General features: G+C 66.2%; 14 protein-coding genes. 8 read left to right on the top strand and 6 right to left on the bottom strand.

Going from position 1 to position 17,445, the window contains the following annotated elements; all coding sequences use genetic code 11:
* Positions 1 to 153: 153 nt before the first annotated feature.
* On the top strand, positions 154 to 1,134 hold the full coding sequence (locus ABWY06_RS13295; protein WP_353926036.1) for a GlxA family transcriptional regulator: 981 nt from the start codon (positions 154 to 156) through the stop codon (positions 1,132 to 1,134).
* Between the two features lie 487 nt (positions 1,135 to 1,621).
* Here the strand turns inward: ABWY06_RS13295 and ABWY06_RS13290 are convergent, their stop codons facing one another.
* Positions 1,622 to 3,946 carry a hypothetical protein gene (locus ABWY06_RS13290; protein WP_353926035.1) on the bottom strand — a complete coding sequence of 775 codons (2,325 nt, stop codon included), beginning with the start codon at positions 3,944 to 3,946 and terminating at the stop codon, positions 1,622 to 1,624.
* A gap of 283 nt (positions 3,947 to 4,229) precedes the next feature.
* On the opposite strand from ABWY06_RS13290, the gene ABWY06_RS13285 reads away from it, so the two are divergent.
* The 6 genes from ABWY06_RS13285 (at position 4,230) to etfB (ending at position 12,325) form a co-directional block, all read left to right on the top strand.
* On the top strand, positions 4,230 to 5,207 hold the full coding sequence (locus ABWY06_RS13285) for a dipeptidase (protein ID WP_353926034.1): 978 nt from the start codon (positions 4,230 to 4,232) through the stop codon (positions 5,205 to 5,207).
* Positions 5,208 to 5,377: 170 nt separating this feature from the next.
* Positions 5,378 to 5,908 (top strand): DUF5943 domain-containing protein, encoded by a 531-nt coding sequence (locus ABWY06_RS13280; RefSeq protein ID WP_353926033.1) that lies wholly within the window; start codon positions 5,378 to 5,380, stop codon positions 5,906 to 5,908.
* 155 nt (positions 5,909 to 6,063) lie between these two features.
* Positions 6,064 to 8,124, top strand: a complete 2,061-nt coding sequence (dgcA, locus tag ABWY06_RS13275; protein ID WP_353926032.1) for a dimethylglycine demethylation protein DgcA — start codon at positions 6,064 to 6,066, stop codon at positions 8,122 to 8,124.
* A gap of 141 nt (positions 8,125 to 8,265) precedes the next feature.
* Entirely contained in the window at positions 8,266 to 10,227 is a 1,962-nt protein-coding gene (gene dgcB, locus ABWY06_RS13270; protein WP_353926031.1) for a dimethylglycine demethylation protein DgcB, read from the top strand.
* Positions 10,224 to 11,462, top strand: coding sequence for an electron transfer flavoprotein subunit alpha (gene etfA, locus ABWY06_RS13265; RefSeq protein ID WP_353926030.1), 1,239 nt, complete (start codon positions 10,224 to 10,226; stop codon positions 11,460 to 11,462). The genes dgcB and etfA overlap by 4 nt, the downstream gene beginning before the upstream one ends.
* 89 nt (positions 11,463 to 11,551) lie before the next feature.
* Complete coding sequence (gene etfB, locus ABWY06_RS13260) at positions 11,552 to 12,325, top strand: electron transfer flavoprotein subunit beta (RefSeq protein WP_353926029.1); 774 nt, start codon at positions 11,552 to 11,554, stop codon at positions 12,323 to 12,325.
* Between the two features lie 339 nt (positions 12,326 to 12,664).
* Here the strand turns inward: etfB and ABWY06_RS13255 are convergent, their stop codons facing one another.
* The 4 genes from ABWY06_RS13255 to ABWY06_RS13240 all read right to left on the bottom strand — a co-directional run bounded on the left by ABWY06_RS13255 (position 12,665) and on the right by ABWY06_RS13240 (position 15,973).
* Positions 12,665 to 13,189, bottom strand: a complete 525-nt coding sequence (locus ABWY06_RS13255) for a DUF3299 domain-containing protein (RefSeq protein ID WP_353926028.1) — start codon at positions 13,187 to 13,189, stop codon at positions 12,665 to 12,667.
* An 11-nt stretch (positions 13,190 to 13,200) separates the two neighbouring features.
* Positions 13,201 to 14,466 carry an ABC transporter permease gene (locus tag ABWY06_RS13250; RefSeq protein ID WP_353926027.1) on the bottom strand — a complete coding sequence of 422 codons (1,266 nt, stop codon included), beginning with the start codon at positions 14,464 to 14,466 and terminating at the stop codon, positions 13,201 to 13,203.
* Position 14,467: 1 nt separating this feature from the next.
* On the bottom strand, positions 14,468 to 15,175 hold the full coding sequence (locus tag ABWY06_RS13245) for an ABC transporter ATP-binding protein (RefSeq protein WP_353926026.1): 708 nt from the start codon (positions 15,173 to 15,175) through the stop codon (positions 14,468 to 14,470).
* Between the two features lie 177 nt (positions 15,176 to 15,352).
* Positions 15,353 to 15,973 carry a DUF2796 domain-containing protein gene (locus ABWY06_RS13240; protein ID WP_353926025.1) on the bottom strand — a complete coding sequence of 207 codons (621 nt, stop codon included), beginning with the start codon at positions 15,971 to 15,973 and terminating at the stop codon, positions 15,353 to 15,355.
* A 127-nt stretch (positions 15,974 to 16,100) separates the two neighbouring features.
* On the opposite strand from ABWY06_RS13240, the gene ABWY06_RS13235 reads away from it, so the two are divergent.
* Positions 16,101 to 16,454 (top strand): hypothetical protein, encoded by a 354-nt coding sequence (locus ABWY06_RS13235; protein WP_353926024.1) that lies wholly within the window; start codon positions 16,101 to 16,103, stop codon positions 16,452 to 16,454.
* Positions 16,455 to 16,482: 28 nt separating this feature from the next.
* Here the strand turns inward: ABWY06_RS13235 and trxA are convergent, their stop codons facing one another.
* Positions 16,483 to 17,355 carry a thioredoxin gene (trxA, locus tag ABWY06_RS13230; RefSeq protein ID WP_353926023.1) on the bottom strand — a complete coding sequence of 291 codons (873 nt, stop codon included), beginning with the start codon at positions 17,353 to 17,355 and terminating at the stop codon, positions 16,483 to 16,485.
* Positions 17,356 to 17,445 lie beyond the last annotated feature (90 nt).

Genomic DNA, 17,445 nt, shown 5'->3' with positions numbered 1-17,445 from the left:
CGCTGCGGCCATCGTCCGGTGGACCGGGCGGTTCGCGCAGCGATGGCCGCAGATGCACCCCAGCGACAACGCGTACGCAGCCGCGACGTCGAGCCTTGCCAGTCGCTGCAGACTGGCGTAACTCAGGCTGACCTGCCTGCGCGTGTGCCTGCCATGCCTGAGGATTTCTGGTTTCTGCTGCTTCCGGGGTTTTCCGTGATGGGCTTCGTCTCGACGGTGGAGCCGCTGCGGGTCGCCAATCGTTTTCGCGGCGAGCTGTATCGCTGGCGGGTACTGAGCCTGGATGGCGGCCCGGTGCTGGCGAGCAACGGCATGTCACTCAACGTCGACGGGGCGCTGCAGCCGCTGCGGCGTGGCGATACGCTGCTGGTGGTCGCCGGTTTCGAACCCTTGCGGTGTTATACGCCGGCCTTGGCCCATTGGTTGCGCCGACTCGACGGCGAGGGGGTGATGCTCGGCGGCATCGATACCGGCAGCGTGGTCCTCGCCGAGGCGGGTTTGCTCGATGGCCATCGCCTGACGCTGCACTGGGAGGCCATAGGCGCCTTCCGAGAGTCCTACCCGCACCTGGACGTGACCCAGGAACTGTTCGAGATCGACCGCTCGCGCATCACCTCGGCCGGTGGCACCGCGTCCATTGACCTGATGCTCGATTTGATCGGCCAGGCCCATGGTGTTGAGCTGGCGATCGAGGTCTCGGAGCAGTTCGTGCTCGGGCGCATCCGGCCGCGCCAGGACCACCAGCGGCTGCAGATCGCCACCCGTTATGGGGTCAGTAACAAGAAGCTGGTGCAGGTGATCGGTGAGATGGAGCGCCACAGCGAACCGCCGCTGAGCACCCTGGCATTGGCCGAGGGCATCCAGGTCAGCCGGCGTCAGCTGGAGCGCCTGTTTCGCCTGCACCTGCAGGACACGCCGTCGAATTTCTACCTGGGCCTGCGCCTGGAGAAGGCCCGCCAGTTGTTGCGCCAGACCGACCTGAGTGTGCTGGAGGTCGGCCTGGCCTGTGGATTCGACTCGCCTTCCTATTTTTCCCGCCGTTATCGCGGGCGTTTTGCCTTCTGTCCCAGCCAGGACCGCCGGGTTCTGCCCGCCTGTCGCGGGGCCGACGAGGGTGCCGGCGGCCGCCGCTAGGGCCTGTGGACATGACGTCACGAGTCGCGTTGCGGCGAAGCAGGGCCCAGGCCAGGGGCGGCCTTGCGGGGTAGTGTCAACAGGCCCTGGAGCCTGTCAGCTTAACCTTCGGCACCTTGCGGCTCGGCGCACATCCCCACGAGCTATCGCCGAAACTTCGCCAAAGCGCACGGGTTTCACCCGCCCTGCAACGCGCTCCGCATGACCTGCAGGCTGCTGCGAGACGCTTTTCTGAAGGCCCGCCATGGCGCAGCTCCGCCGCCGGCGGTCGAGTGGCGCGCATGGCTGGCGTACCTATGTGCAGGTCGTTTTCGGCAACGCCCCGGTCCCCGCGTCGCGACACACTGAGGGTGCATGATATTTCGCAGCGCGCGCTTGGCGCCGCCCTGGTTGGTCGCCAGGCGGAATTGAACAGCTCTTTTTGACCCCCGCTTTGTGTCGGCTTCGCGGGGGTTTTTTTTGCCTTTTTTTGCCTCTGCCGCCCGTTTCAGCGGCTCGCGCGGTCTTCCAAACCCGTTAGCACGGGGCCTGCGCACCAGCGCCGCCAGCCTTGGGACGCCATGGGCAGCAGCAGCAGGGCAAAGGCCAGCAGCAGGGCCAGGCATTGCCAGCTGTAGCGCTGATCCGACCAATGCTCGGCCAGGCTGAAGTACTGGGCCACGCACACCAGGCCCATCAGCAGCACACCCCAGGCGAACAGGCGCGAGTCCTGCGCCTTGCCGCGCTCCGGCGCCAGGGCCAGGGGGATCAGGAAAATAAAGTGGTAATAGTAGTTGGACAGGTAAAACAGGAAGGGCACCGCCAGCAAACCGAGCAGTGCGCTCTGGTAAAGGCCGCGGCGGTAGCAGGCCAGCAGCAAGGCGCCGAGCGCCAGGGCGATCAGGCTGCCATTGGCCAGCCAGCGGGAGGCGTAGGTTTCGCGCTGGGTCCGTTGCCAGTCGATCCAGGGTTCCGGGTGCTCGGGCCGCAGCACCTTTTGCGCGGTCAGGTCCGCCGAGAATGACATCAGGTTGCGCAGGCCGATATTGTTGATGCTCGGGTCCTCGGCATGGATCGACACCTTCTCGTACCACTTGACCCAGGCATTCTGGAAGCCGAAGGTCAGGGACGTCAGTGCCAGCAGGCCGATGACCATGGCCGCTGCGCCGAGTCCCGCCCGCAGCGCTGCGGACTGGTCCTGCCAGAGGGCGGCCAGGGACAGCGGACGGCGGCTGCGCAAGCGCTCCAGCAGCCACCAGCACAGTGGCGCGGCCAGGAAAAACACCGTCAGCGCCGGGAACGCACGAATCGAGGCGCCATAGGCCAGCAACGCGCCGCCGAGCAGCGGGCGGGCACTGCGCAGCGCACAGGCACCCAGTCCCAGGGCCACCAGCCAGTCCTGGCGCAGGGTCGAGCCCACCAGGTTGGAACCGAACATATAGAAATCGGTGGCGCCGAACAGGATCGCCGCATAGAGCGCCGGGCGACTGCCGAAGGTGCGCCAGATACAGCCGAACAACAGCAGCAGCAACAGTGGGTCGAGCAGGCCGCCCAGGGTCAGGGTCAGCTCGTTGGCCGCCAAGTCGTGATACACCAGCCAGGCACCGAGGATCCAGACTGGCGTGGCGTTGCCGCCGTGGTCGCGCAGGCTGGCGCCGAGGAATCCCCCGGGGCCCATGCTGCTTTCGAAGTACGCCATGTCCTGGCGAAACGCCTGCCAGCGTTCGGCGGAAAACCGGGCGCGTACCTCGGCCAGCTGCGGCAGCAGCTCGCGTACCTGGCGCACCTCGCTGTTGCGCAGGTCGCGCAGACTTACGCCGTTGACGTCGGCGCCTGGGTGGTTGTCCTGGTACGCTGCCACGCTGGCCAGGTACATGCCATCGAAGCGCAGTTCGTCGAAGTACTTGGCCAGCGGAAAGTAATGACGCATGTCGGTGGCATGTACGAAGGTCTGGCGCTGCTGGCCTTCGTCGCGAAACTGCAGCACGCCAAAATGGTAGTAACAGCCCAGCGACAACCCGGCCAGCCCCAGTAGGATCAGGCTGTGGCTGCGGCGCTGGCCCATCGACAGGTGGCCGACGAAGGCTTCGCGCAGCGCAATGGCCGCGGCCAGGGCCGCCACGGCGGCGCGCAGCAGTGGCTCCAGGGCGAACAGCGGCTGCAGGCGGGTCAGGCCGAACGCCGCGTAACCCAGCAGGCCCAGCGCCAGCGCGGCGAGGGCCAGCACCAGTGGGCGTGATGCCAGGCGGCTGGCGAACAGCGTCAGCAGGGCCAACAGCAGCCCGCCGAACAGCTGCCAGTGGGCCAGCTGCAACGGATCGACCGCGCGTTCGATAAAGGCGTCGGCCCCTGCGGGGCAGCGTTCAGCCGCGCCAAATTCGCTGAGGCTGTAACGGCCATCGCCGCCCTGGGCGCTGATGAGGAGATACCGCGCCTCGATCCCCAGGCTGACCTCGCGCAGCTGCAGGCCGCCTTCGGGAACCGCGCCGGCCACCCACTGGGGGGTGAAGGTGCGGCCATCCAGGGAGCTGCCCACCAGGTAGTCGTCGTTGTTGTCGCCCTGCAGCCACAGGCAGCCCAAGGCGGTGGGTGCGCCCAGATCGAACAGCGCATTGGCGCCCGGACGCACCAACTCGGCGCTCCGCGCGCCCAGCCAGGCGCTGCCGTTGGGCATCCCCTGGCCATCGGTCAGGCGTTCGACGTCCAGTACCCCATGGGCCTGCAGCGGCGCGCGGCCCAGCAGCAGGTTGACCCCCGACTCCTCGCGACAGCCGACCAACGCCAGCAGCAACAACCAGGGTAACAGGCGGGAAATACCGGACAGCGCGTGCATGCAGGGTTCCTTGGAGAGTGCCGAGCGGGACCAAACGCGGAAAAATACGGCAAGCCGCCGCCGCCGTCCACGGTTGCCGCGGGCAGCACTGCCCTGGGCGACAGCGCGTCCGGGGGACGCTGTCGTCCTGCTTTGACGCTTTCGACAATTCCCCTGTCGTTTTTGCGCGATAGCGGCAGGGCCCCCAGGGCTATGCTGGCCCCAAAGCGCCGCCCCTAGAGGCGAGGCATTGAATGATGCCCGGCGCCACCCGATCAAAAGCCCATACCGAGGGGACTGCCTGATGAGCCCAGCTGAACTGCACGCCGATAGCATCGTCATCGACGGGCTGATCATTGCCAAATGGAACCGTGAGCTGTTCGAAGACATGCGCAAGGGCGGTTTGACCGCTGCCAACTGCACCGTCTCGGTGTGGGAAGGTTTCCAGGCGACTGTCGACAGCATCTGCAAAAGCCAGAAGCTGATGCGCGAAAACAGCGACCTGGTCATTCCGGTGCGCAGCACCGCGGATATCCACAGGGCCAAGGCCGAGGGCAAGACCGGGATTCTCTTCGGCTTCCAGAATGCCCACGCCTATGAAGACCAGATCGGCTATGTCGAGATCTTCAAGCAGCTGGGCGTGGGCATTGTGCAGATGTGCTACAACACCCAGAACCTGGTAGGCACCGGTTGCTATGAGCGCGACGGCGGGTTGTCCGGCTTCGGCCGCGAGATCGTCGCCGAGATGAACCGCGTCGGCGTGATGTGCGACCTGTCCCACGTCGGCAGCAAGACCAGTGAGGAAGTCATTCTCGAGTCGAAAAAACCGGTCTGCTATTCCCACTGCCTGCCCTCCGGCCTCAAGGAGCACCCGCGCAACAAGTCCGACGCTGAGCTGAAGTTTATCGCCGACCACGGCGGCTTCGTCGGCGTGACCATGTTCGCGCCGTTCCTGGCCAAGGGCATCGACTCGACCATCGACGACTACGCCGAGGCCATCGAGTACGTGATGAACATCGTTGGCCAGGATGCCATCGGCATCGGCACCGACTTCACCCAGGGGCACGGCCAGGACTTCTTCGAATACCTGACCCACGACAAGGGCTACGCCCGCCGCCTGACCAGCTTCGGCAAGATCATCAACCCGCTGGGCATCCGCACCGTCGGCGAATTCCCCAACCTCACCGAGACCCTGCTCACGCGCGGCCACCCCGAGTCGGTGGTGCGCAAGATCATGGGCGAAAACTGGGTCAACGTCTTGAAGGACGTCTGGGGCGAATGATCAATCTCGCCGGCCCAGCGGTCCGGTTGGTGGGTTACGCCGCTGCGCGGCTAACCCACCCGACAAAAACGCAGCGAACGCCTTCGTAGGATGGGTTGAGCGAAGCGATACCCATCAAGCCGGCCGGCGGCCGGCCAAGACAGCCAACTGAATTCTGGAGTTTGTACACCATGGCCACACACGCCCCTGACATGCCCATCCAGGTCGACGACGAGACTGGCGTCTGGACCACCGATGCCTTGCCGATGCTCTACGTGCCACGGCATTTTTTCGTCAACAACCATATGGGTATCGAGGAAGTGCTGGGCGCTGAAGCCTATGCCGAGATCCTCTACAAGGCCGGCTACAAGTCCGCCTGGCACTGGTGCGAGAAAGAAGCCGAGTGCCATGGCCTGTCGGGCGTCGCGGTGTTCGAGCATTACATGAAGCGCCTGTCCCAGCGCGGCTGGGGGCTGTTCGACATCGAGGCCATCGACCTGGCCCAGGGCACCGCCAGCGTGCGCCTGAAACACTCGGCCTTCGTCTACGTCTACGGCAAGGTCGGGCGCAAGGTCGACTACATGTTCACCGGCTGGTTCGCCGGCGCCATGGATCAGATCCTGCAGGCCCAGGGCAGTTCGCTGCGCACCGTCGCCGAGCAAGTGCACGGTGGTTCCGAAGAAGGCCATGACGACGGCCTGTTCACCGTCAAGCCGCTCTAAAAACAACTTTCAACCGTGATCGAAAACGTAGCGAGCGAAGGGTAGGCAAGGCGGAGGCAAAAGCGAAAAGCGGAGTTTACTGGTGTAAATGAGCATTTTCGCTTCTGCCTCCAACGCCGCATAACCGAGCGCAGTAGTTTTCAGAGGGTGTCGCCATGGCGTTCGAAGCAATGTTCCAGCCGATCCAGATCGGCAAACTGACCATCCGCAACCGCGTGCTGAGCACCGCGCACGCCGAGGTCTATGCCACCGATGGCGGCATGACCACCGACCGTTACGTCAAGTATTACGAGGAAAAAGCCAAGGGCGGCATCGGCCTGGCGATTTGCGGCGGTTCCTCCAGCGTGGCCATCGACAGTCCCCAGGGCTGGTGGAAGTCGGTCAACCTGGCGACCGACAAGATCATCCCGCACTTCCAGAACCTGGCCGAAGCCATGCACAAGCATGGCGCCAAGATCATGATCCAGATTACCCACATGGGCCGTCGCTCGCGCTGGGACGGCGAACATTGGCCGACCCTGATGTCGCCGTCCGGGATTCGCGAGCCGGTGCACCGCGCCACCTGCAAAACCATCGAGCCGGAAGAGATCTGGCGGGTGATCGGCAACTATGCCACCGCCGCGTTGCGCGCCAAGCAGGGCGGCCTGGACGGCGTCGAGCTGTCCGCCGTGCACCAGCATATGATCGACCAGTTCTGGAGCCCGCGGGTCAACAAACGCACCGACGAGTGGGGCGGCAGCTTCGAGAACCGCATGCGTTTCGGCATGGAAGTGATCAAGGCGGTGCGCGAAAAAGTCGGCCCGGACTTCGTGGTCGGCCTGCGCCTGTGCGGCGACGAGTTCCACCCGGACGGCCTCAGCCATGAGGACATGAAACAGATCGCCAAGTACTACAACGACACCGGCATGATCGACTTTATCGGTGTGGTCGGCTCGGGGTGCGACACCCACAACACCTTGGCCAACGTGATCCCCAATATGAGCTTCCCGCCGGAGCCTTTCCTGCACCTGGCGGCCGGTATCAAGGAAGTGGTCACGGTACCGGTGCTGCATGCGCAGAACATCAAGGACCCGAACCAGGCCACACGCATCCTCGAGGGCGGTTATGTCGACATGGTCGGCATGACCCGGGCGCACATCGCCGACCCCCACCTGATCGCCAAGATCAAGATGGGCCAGATCGACCAGATCAAGCAGTGCGTCGGCGCCAACTACTGCATTGACCGCCAGTACCAGGGCCTGGACGTGCTCTGCATCCAGAACGCCGCGACCTCCCGGGAATATATGGGTGTGCCGCATATCATCGAGAAAACCACCGGTGTGAAACGCACCGTGGTCGTGGTCGGGGGCGGCCCGGCCGGGCTGGAAGCGGCGCGGGTCTCGGCCGAACGGGGCCACCAGGTGATCCTTTTCGAGAAACAGAACCAGCTCGGCGGGCAGATCACCACCGCCTCCAAAGCGCCCCAGCGCGACCAGATCGCCGGGATTACCCGCTGGTACCAACTGGAGTTGGCGCGGCTGAACGTCGACCTGCGCCTGGGCACCGCAGCGGATGCCGCCAGCATCCTCGATGCGCGTCCGGACGTGGTGGTGCTGGCCGTGGGCGGCCATCCGTTCCTCGAGCAGAACGAACACTGGGGCGCGGCCGAAGGGCTGGTGGTCAGCAGTTGGGACGTGCTCGACGGCAAGGTCGCGCCGGGCAAGAACGTGCTGGTCTACGACACCATCTGCGAGTTCACTGGCATGTCGGTGGCGGACTTCCTCGCCGACAAGGGTGCCCAGGTGGAAATCGTCACCGACGATATCAAGCCCGGCGTGGCCATCGGCGGCACCTCGTTCCCCACCTATTACCGCAGCATGTACCCGAAAGAAGTGATCATGACCGGCGACCTGATGCTGGAAAAGGTCTACCGCGAGGGCGACAAGCTGGTGGCGGTGCTGGAAAACGAATACACCGGGGCCAAGGAAGAGCGGGTGGTGGACCAGGTGGTGGTGGAAAACGGCGTGCGTCCGGACGAGGAGATCTACTACGCCCTCAAGCCGGCGTCGCGCAACAAGGGCCAGATGGACATCGACGCGCTGTTCGCCATCCAGCCGCAGCCGTGTCTGGCCGAACCGGGCGAGGGCTACCTGCTGTTTCGCATCGGCGACTGCGTGGCCCAGCGCAACACCCATGCGGCGATCTACGACGCGCTGCGCCTGTGCAAGGATTTCTAAGAACAGCTCGTAGGTTGGGTTAGCCGAAGGCGTAACCCAACACCGATGCCTGTCGCGTCCATCGATGGGTTACGCCGCGGCGCGGCTAACCCATCCTACGGTTCCTGTGCAGCTTGAACGGTCCCTGTAAGGAGACCCATGATGTTGAACACTCTTCTGCCCATCCTGCTGTTCACCGCCCTGGCCCTGGCCGTTATCGGTGCGGTGAGACGCATGCTGCTGTGGAACCAGGGCCGGGCCGCCAAGGTCGACCTGCTTCGGGGCCTGTTGGCGATCCCCCGCCGTTACCTGGTGGATCTGCACCACGTGGTGGCGCGCGACAAGTACATCTCCAACACCCACGTGGCGACCGCGGGGGGCTTTGTCCTGGCCGCCGTGCTGGCGATCCTGGTGCACGGCTTCGGCTGGCATAACCGCATCCTCGGCTTCGCCTTGCTGGCGGCCAGTGCCCTGATGTTCGTCGGCGCGCTGTTTATCGCCAAGCGCCGTCTCGATCCGCCGTCCCGGCTGTCGAAAGGCCCCTGGATGCGCCTGCCGAAAAGCCTGTTGGTGTTCGCCGCCAGCTTTTTTATCGTCACCCTGCCGGTCGCCGGCCTGCTGCCGCTGGCCTTCGGTGGCTGGGTATTGGCCGTCGTGCTGAGCCTGGGCGTGGCCTGGGGCGTCTCCGAGCTATTTTTTGGCATGACCTGGGGCGGGCCGATGAAGCATGCCTTCGCCGGTGCCCTGCACCTGGCCTGGCACCGCCGTAGCGAGCGCTTCGCCGGCGGCCGTTCGACCGGCCTCAAGGCCCTTGATCTGGCCGACCTGGGCGCGCCACTGGGCGTGGAAAAACCCAGCGACTTCACCTGGAACCAGTTGCTTGGCTTCGATGCCTGCGTGCAGTGCGGGCGTTGCGAGGCAGCCTGCCCGGCCTTCGCCGCCGGCCAGCCGCTGAACCCGAAGAAGCTGATCCAGGACATGGTGGTCGGTCTGGCCGGTGGCAGCGACAAGGGTTATTTCGGCAGCCCCTACCCCGGTATCCCGGTCGGCGAGCATATTGGCGACCCGCACCAACCGATCGTCTTCCTCGAGGGCAAGGGCCTGCTGGAGCCCGAGACCCTGTGGTCCTGCACCACCTGCCGGGCCTGTGTCGAAGAGTGCCCGATGATGATCGAGCACGTCGACGCCATCGTCGACATGCGTCGCCACCTGACCCTGGAAAAAGGCGCGACACCGAACAAGGGTGCCGAGGTGCTGGACAACCTGATCGCCACCGACAACCCCGGCGGTTTCGCCCCGGGCGGGCGGATGAACTGGGCGGCGGACCTGAACCTGCCGCTGATGGCCGAACGCAAGGCGGTCGAGGTGTTGTTCTGGGTCGGCGACGGTGCCTTCGACATGCGCAACCAGCGGACCCTGCGCGCCTTCGTCAAGGTGCTCAACGCAGCCGGCGTCGACTTCGCCGTGCTGGGCCTGGAAGAGCGCGACAGCGGCGACCTGGCCCGGCGCCTGGGCGACGAGGCGACCTTTCAGCTGCTGGCCAAACGTAATATCGCCACCCTGGCGCAGTACCAGTTCCAACGCATCGTTAGCTGCGATCCGCACAGTTTCCATGTGCTGAAAAACGAATACGGCGCCCTGGGCGGCGACTACCAGGTGCTGCACCACAGCACCTTTATCGCCGAGCTGATCGCCAGCCAGCGGCTGGACCTCGACCGCCATCCGCTGGCGGGCCAGGCCGAGGGCATTACCTACCATGATCCCTGCTACCTGGGCCGCTACAACGGCGAATACGAGGCGCCGCGCGCGGTGTTGAAGGCGCTGGGCCTGGAGGTGAAGGAGATGGAACGCTCGGGCTTCCGGTCCCGCTGCTGCGGCGGTGGCGGCGGGGCACCGATCACCGACATTCCGGGCAAGCAACGGATTCCCGACATGCGCATGCTCGATATCAAGGAAACCGGCGCGGCCCTGGTGGCGGTCGGTTGCCCGCAGTGCACGGCGATGCTCGAGGGCGTGGTCGAACCCCGTCCGCAGATCAAGGACATCGCCGAACTGGTGGCCGAGGCCGTGCGCGAGGCGCCCGCGACCCGTGCCCCTGCCGCGCGTCAGGAGGTACCGACATGAGCGACTTGATCCGCCGTGACCCCCGTGCCGAATGGATCGCCCGTAACCGCCTGCACCCGCTGCACGCGGCCCTGCAGGAGTCGCCGAGCAGTTGGATGGGGCCCAATGGGGTGGTGCGCAAGAACCCCCATGGCCAGGGTTTTATCGGGCCCAGCGGGCTCAAGCGTATTGACCGCAGCGGCGCCAGCGGCGGCGCGCCGGGACGCGAAACCAGCCGGGGCCGCGCTCAGGCCGCGGCGGAGGTGGTGCTGCCCCTGTTCACCCTGGCCGAGCCGGCCTTTTATATCCTGGTGGTCCCCGATATGGTCGGCGGCCGCCTGAGCAGCCATGACCGTGACCTGCTCGGCCTGGCCCGCAGCCTGGCGGGCGAGAGCGGCGCGGTGCTGGCGGTGGTCTTCGGTGAGCACAAGGAAAGCGCCTTCGACCTCAATGGCGTCGATCGCCTGTTGCAACTGGACGGCGGCGAATACGCCGGGTACGCCCCCGAGCAACAGGTGCAAGCCCTGGCCGCGGTGGAGCGGGAATTCAACCCGCGGCACTGGTTGTTGCCCGACAGCCGCAGTGGCGGCGGCGAACTGGGCCGGCGCCTGGCGGCGCTGCTGGGCGAACGCCCGGCGACCCGGGTCTGGCAGGTCAAGGACGGTCAGTGCATCGGTCGCGCCGGGGCCGGTCGCCAGGACCTGGCCCGGCCGACGCCGCGGCTGATCCTGGCCGCCGCCGAATGCGCCGAGCCGGTCACCGATCGGCGCCATGAAGTGCGCGCCGTCACGCTGCAGCACGCGGTGCCGCGCGGCTTGCCGCGGATCGAGGACCTGGGCGCGGTGACGGTCGACCCGGCGGCGATTCCCATGGCCGAGGCCGAATTTATCCTTTCCGGCGGCAACGGGGTCAAGGACTGGGCATTGTTCCACCGTGCCGCCGCCGCCCTCGGTGCCACCGAGGGGGCCTCGCGGGTGGCGGTGGACGACGGTTTTATGGGCCGCGATCGTCAGGTCGGCGCCAGCGGCACCTGGGTTACCGCACGGGTGTACCTGGCGGTGGGGATTTCCGGGGCGATCCAGCACCTGCAGGGCATCGGTGCCTGCGACAAGGTGCTGGCGATCAACCTGGACCCGGGCTGCGACATGATCAAACGCGCCGATCTGGCGGTGATCGGCGATGGCGCCGCGATCCTCGAGGCGCTGATCGCGCGTATCGCCGCCCATCGTCAGGGCGGTGCACGGGATGTCGCCTAGGGCCTTACGGTGGGGGCCGTTTTTGGCCGCCACCGCGATCACACCACGCTGGATCGATAACGCGCGATCCAGCCTACGGGAGCCTCTCCATGGTTGAGCTGAATATCGTCGCCCTGGTCTCCATCGGCGCCCACCCGAGTTCCGGCCGCCCACGGCGCGCCGAGCAGGATGCGCGGGCGGTCGAACTGGGCTTGCGCCTGGGCGCCAAGCAACTGCGCGTGCTGCATGCCGGCAGCGCCGAGCAGGAGGCCTTGCGTGCCTACCTGGGTATGGGCCTGGACGAGCTGGTGGTGCTGGAGCAGCCGGCCGGCGCCGATGTGTTGCCGGCCCTGGCCGAGCACCTGGGCGGTTGCGGTGCGCAGCTGGTGCTGACCGGCAGCCAGGCGGAAACCGGCGAGGGCTCCGGCCTGCTGCCCTTTTTGCTGGCCCAGCGGCTGGGCTGGCCGATGGTAGTGGGCCTGGTCGAGGTGGAGCAGGTCGAAGGGGGTGTGGCGCAGGTGCTGCAGGCCTTGCCGCGCGGCCAGCGCCGGCGCCTGAAGGTGCGCCTGCCGTTTCTCGCCAGCGTCGACAATGCCGCGCCGATCGCCCGGCAAAGCGCCTTCGGCCCGGCCCGGCGCGGGCAATTGAATGCCGAGCCGGTACCGATCGCCGAGGACCCCTTGCTGCTCGGCGAGCCGTTCCAGGCGGCACGGCCACGGCCCAAGCGACTCAAGGTGATCAAGGCCAAGACCGGCGCCGAACGGATGAAGGCCGCCACCGCCAAGGCCGCGGGCGGCGGCGGGCAGGTGCTCAAGGACCTCAGCCCCGAGGCGGGTGCCGAGGCGATCTTTAAGCTGCTGCTGGAAGAAGGGGTGGTGCGCTAGCCATTCTGACGCGACACGGTGGTGGGGCTCGGCGCCTCTACAGGTGCATTCAGCCCATACCGTCTGCTTCGCAAGGCATAAATCCCGCGAAGCACTGTCGGACCCTCCTGGATACCCGCCTGCGCGGGTATGCCGGTTTAATGAGTGCGCGGAGGTATCCTCGAACTCGCGGGAACAGGTGCTGATCAAGGCAGGTGGCTCGCCCCGTGAGCAAGTCTCGCTGGGGCTGATCCCTGGCGGTTACTCAGGCACCAAGCTTCCCGTCATCGTCATTCCCGCGCAGGCGGGAATTCCGCCACGGGGTAGCAGAGGTCGACTCAGCCCGTGCCGGTCGAGGCCCTAGCCTTCCGGCGCCTCGTAGGCGTAGATCTTGTCGGCTGCCATGCGGTAACCCGCCTCGGCGATTTCGCTGCTGCTGGCCTCGACCTTCAGTGGCCCCTCGACCCAGAAGGGTTGGTAGAGGGCATCGAGCAGCACGCCCAGCTCGCTGGTCACGTGCACGATCTGGTTGGACGGCGGTGGCGGCACATGGATGCAGGCGCCGAAATAGGGCACCAGCAGGAATTCGACCACCCGCCCTTCCTCCGTCACGTTCAGCGGCACGATATAACCGGGCAGTTTCACCGCCTTGCCGTCCAGCGCCTTGACCACCGGCGCGGCCGGCGATTGCTGGACCATGCCGGGGCCGGTCTCGGCGGCCAGGGCGTCGGCCAGCTGGGACAGGTCATGCACCGTCGGCGGAGGGGCCGGCGGGGTGGCGTCGGCGGGCATCAGTTCGGACCAGGTCAGCTCGGTCACGGCATCCGCCCAGGCCGGTACGGCGGCCAGCAGCAGGGCGATCAGAAGGGCGCTAAAACGCGGCATCGGGCAAGTCCTTATAAACGGATCGACAGGCCATCGGCCAGGGACTGTCGGTAGGCGCGCCAAGCCGGCAAGGCGCCGATCAGCAGGGCGGCGAGCAGGATAACGCCCAACAGCGTCCACTCATAGGCGCTCGGTGCCACCAGCGGCAGGTACAGGCCATAGTGGGCCTGCACCGGTCCCTGGGCCAGGGCGATGCCCAGGTACAGCAGCGCCAGGCCGGACAGCACGCCGGCCAGGGCCAGGGCCAGTGCTTCCAGCAGCAGCAGGCTGGCGACGTGCCAGGGACGGGCACCCACCGATCGCAGAATCGCCATTTCCCGGCGCCGTTCGTTGAGGCTGGTCAGGATCGCGGTCAGCATGCCGATCAGGCCGGTCAGCACCACGAACAGCGAGACCACGAACAGCGCCTGTTCGGCGGTGCCCATCAGGCTCCACAGCTCCTGCAGGGCGACCCCGGGCAGAATCGCCAGCAGCGGTTCGCCGCGGAACTCATTGAGGCTGCGCTGCAGGGCAAAGGTGGCGATCTTGTTGTTCAGACCGAGCAGTACGGCAGTGATGGCGCTGGGCGTCAGGTCCAGTGCGCGTGCCTGCTCGGCACTGACCCGCGCCGCGCCGCGGGCCGGCACTCCGTTTTGCCAATCGACGTGCAGCGCCTCCATGCCGGCCAGGGAGATATGCAGGGTGCGGTCCACCGGCGTGCCGGTACGGGCCAGGATGCCGACCACGCGGAACGGCTTGTCGTCGTGTTTGACCAGGCTGAGGGTGGCCACGCCGTGGGCCAGTACCAGTTCCTGGTCCAGTCGATAGTCCAGCGCGTCCGCCACTTCGGCGCCGAGCACCACCTCGAAGGGGTCGTCGGCGAAGGCGCGCCCCTCCGCCAGCACCAGGGGCTGGCCGCGGCCGTAGCGATAGTGGGCGAAGTAGGCGCCGCTGGTGCCCATGACCCGGTAGCCGCGGTGGGAGTCGCCGAGGGAAATCGGGATGGCCCATTTCACCTGGGGTTGCTGGGCGATCTGCTGAAAACTGTCCCAGCGGATATTGTTGGTCGCGTTGCCGATGCGAAATACCGAGTACAGCAGCAGGTTCACCGAACCGGAGCGGGCACCGACGATCAGGTCGGTACCGCTGATGGTGCTGGCGAAGCTGGCGCGGGCTTCATGACGTACCCGCTCGACGGCCAGCAGCAGGGTCACGGACAGGGCGATGGCGAATACCGTTAGCAGCGCGGTGAAACGGCGGTTGGCCAGGCTGGCCAGGGCCAGGCGTATCAGGTACATGTCAAAGCTCCTGGAGCCGGGTGGCGCGGTTCAGATCGGCCAGCGACAGGCTGCGGTCGAACAGCGGTGCCAGGCTCTGGTCATGGCTGACGAACAGCAGGCTGGCGCTGGCGGCGCGGCACTCCTCGAACAGCAGTTGCAGGAATGCGGCGCGGGCGTCGCTGTCCAGGGCCGAAGTGGGTTCGTCGGCGATCACCAGTTCAGGTTGGCCGATCAGCGCACGAGCCGCGGCGACCCGCTGTTGCTGGCCGATCGACAGGCTGTCGGCGCGACGTTCCAGCAGGGTCCGCTCCTTGAGCCCCAACTGCGCCAGCAGTGCACTGGCCGCCTGGGTCACGCTGCCATGGCGTTGGCGGGCTCGCTCGCTGCGCAATTTGGAAAAGTGGCAGGGCAGCTCCACGTTCTCGCGCACCGAGAGGAAGGGCAGCAGGTTGAATTGCTGGAAGATATAGCCGGTGTGGTCCACGCGAAAATGGTCGCGGGCGCTGGCGCTCAGCTCGGACAACGCCACGCCCAACAGGCGTACGCTGCCACGGGCAGGCGTCTGCACCCCGCCCAGCAGGCCGAGCAAGGTGGTCTTGCCACTGCCGCTGGGCCCCTTGAGAAACAGCGTCTCGCCCGCCATCAGGTGGAAGCGCGGAATGTCCAGCAACTCGGCCTGGCCGGGCCAGGCGAAACCGAGGTCGGCAAGTTCGATCAGAGGGTTCATAGGTCTGCGTGGATTGAAATGGATAAAGGGCGCCAGGACCTGCCGAGCAGCGGCGTCGTACCCGCCTGCGACCTACGCCGCCGCGCTTCTGTAGGGCGGGTGAAACCCGCGAGTCGGTTGTGCATAGTCACGATGCGAAAGCGCCAAGCTCAGGCTGCGCGCAGCCCAACCGAAGCATCAGAACGCCAGGCGGCTATTGCCTGGGCTCAACTCGGTACCCTGCTGGCCGCTGGGGCCGATCAGTTGTACCTGAATTTTCTGGGTGGCGGGGAAGCGCGTGAACAGGTTGGTCAAGTCCAGCTGTTCCAGGGCTGCAGGCTCCTTGCAGGTGAACTGGTAGTGGGCGTGGACCTCGCTATGGTGCCCTTCATGTTTTTCATTGTCTTCGTGCTGTTCATGTTCCTTATGTTCGGCGGTTTGCGCCTCGTCATGGGCACTGTCGCCGAACAGCGGGCTTTCCAGGTCCTGCCGCGTCACGGTGCAGGTCGCCGCCTCCGCCAGGGCAAAGAGGGTCAGGGGTTGTGCGAGCAAGGCGCGAGCGGCACTCACCTTGGCCTTGTCGGCATCGCTGTGGGCGACATGTTCAAAACCCACCAGGTTTATCGCCGGGCTCTCCAGCTCCAGTTCCAGGGTCGTGCCGTCCAGCACGGCATTCAGGCGCGCCACGCCGTGCTCGTGGGCCTCCAGACTGCCGTTTGCTTCACCATGGGCGTGGTCATGGTCATGAACCGTTTCGGCGGCCTGGGCAACGGCCAGCGTCAGCAGGGCAAATGGCAGGGCAAGCAGCAAACGGCGCATGACAGGGCTCTCGTCGGTGAGTGGATTTAGTTATGTTATAACAGTTTTAATTGTGCTTTGGCCAGCCTGACTTGGCCTCATCGGCGCCGCGTGGGAGCATGCAGCGTGCAGAGGAGGATTTTCGAGCATGCGGATTCGCGGAACGATCGGCGCCTGGCCGGTGGATTTGACGCTTGAGCTGGACGGGCAGGACTGGGCTTCGCTGCGCGCGGCATTGGCTGCTGGCACACCTATGGCGCCGGGGCCCGAGGCGGTGCCGGAACAGGTGTCATCCGGCGAAAATACCGATGCACTGTGGCAGGGCTGTCTGCAGGTGCTACGCGAGGCCGGTCAGCTCGAAGGCACGGCACTGCTGGCGACACTGACGGCCTTGGCGGGCAGTGCCGCGGCCGGTAAACGCCTGCTGGTGCGGCTGCGGCATGACAGCCGGGTCAGGGTCCAGCACGCCGGCGATACGCCGGTCTTTCACTGGCTCGGTTGACACCGCTACCGACCCGGCATCGAAGGTCTCAGTAGATCGCCTGGTACAGCTTGCGCCGGTAGCCGGTGACCAGCGAATGGTCGTTGCCGAGCAGGTCGAATACCTGCAGCAGGGTCTTGTGCGCCAGGCCGTCGGCATAGCCGCGGTTGCGCATAAAGAGCTTGAGCAGCGCCTCCAGGGCCGGCTCATGGAGCTGGCGCGCCAGCTGCTGGACAGCCAGTTGATAGAGGGCTTCGTCGTCATCGGCGTTCTGCGCCAGGCGGGTTTTCAGCTCCGCCACCTCAGGCAGGTCTGCGGCCTGGCGCAGAAAGGTCAATTGCGCGCGCGCTGCCGCCAGCGCGGACTTGTGCTCGTCACCCTTGACCGCGTCCAGCGTGCGCTGGGCATCGTCCAGTGCGCCGCGCTCGGCCAGGCAGCGGGCATAGAGGATCAGTGCGGCGGGGGCCGGTTCGGCTTCCTCGGCGAACAGCTGGGCCAGCAGCGCTTCGGCTTCGCCGATACGCCCTTCGCTGAACAGCGCCTGAGCCGTTTCCAGGGGCGCGACCTCTTCGGCGGGCGGCGTCTGGACATGGGGCGCGAGCATGGCGCGAATCGCCGATTCCGGCTGGGCACCGGCGAAACCGTCAACCGGCTGGCCATCCTTGAACAGCACCACGGTGGGCAGGCTGCGAATGCCGAAACGGGCCACCACATCCGGCTCCAGGTCGCAGTTGACCTTGGCCAGCAGCAGCTCGCCGCGGTACTCCTCGGCGACCTTGGCCAGCAGCGGCATCAATGCCTTGCAGGGCGCGCACCAGTCGGCCCAGAAATCCACCAGCACCGGCTTGTGGAACGAGTTCTGGATCACCGACTGGTCGAAGTCGAGGGTGCTGGCATCGAAGATATAGGGCGTGGCGCTCATGGCAGGGCTCGGCAAGGCAAAAATAAAGGCGCTAGCTTCCCGCGTCGGCGGCAAAGCTTCAAGCCTGCGCCGTGTGCCGCACCGCCAGGG

The sequence above is a fragment of the Pseudomonas sp. genome, from assembly GCF_040514055.1.
Taxonomy (GTDB): domain Bacteria; phylum Pseudomonadota; class Gammaproteobacteria; order Pseudomonadales; family Pseudomonadaceae; genus Aquipseudomonas.
Note: the sequence above shows the minus strand (reverse complement) of the source record. Positions and strands in the feature narration are given on the sequence as shown.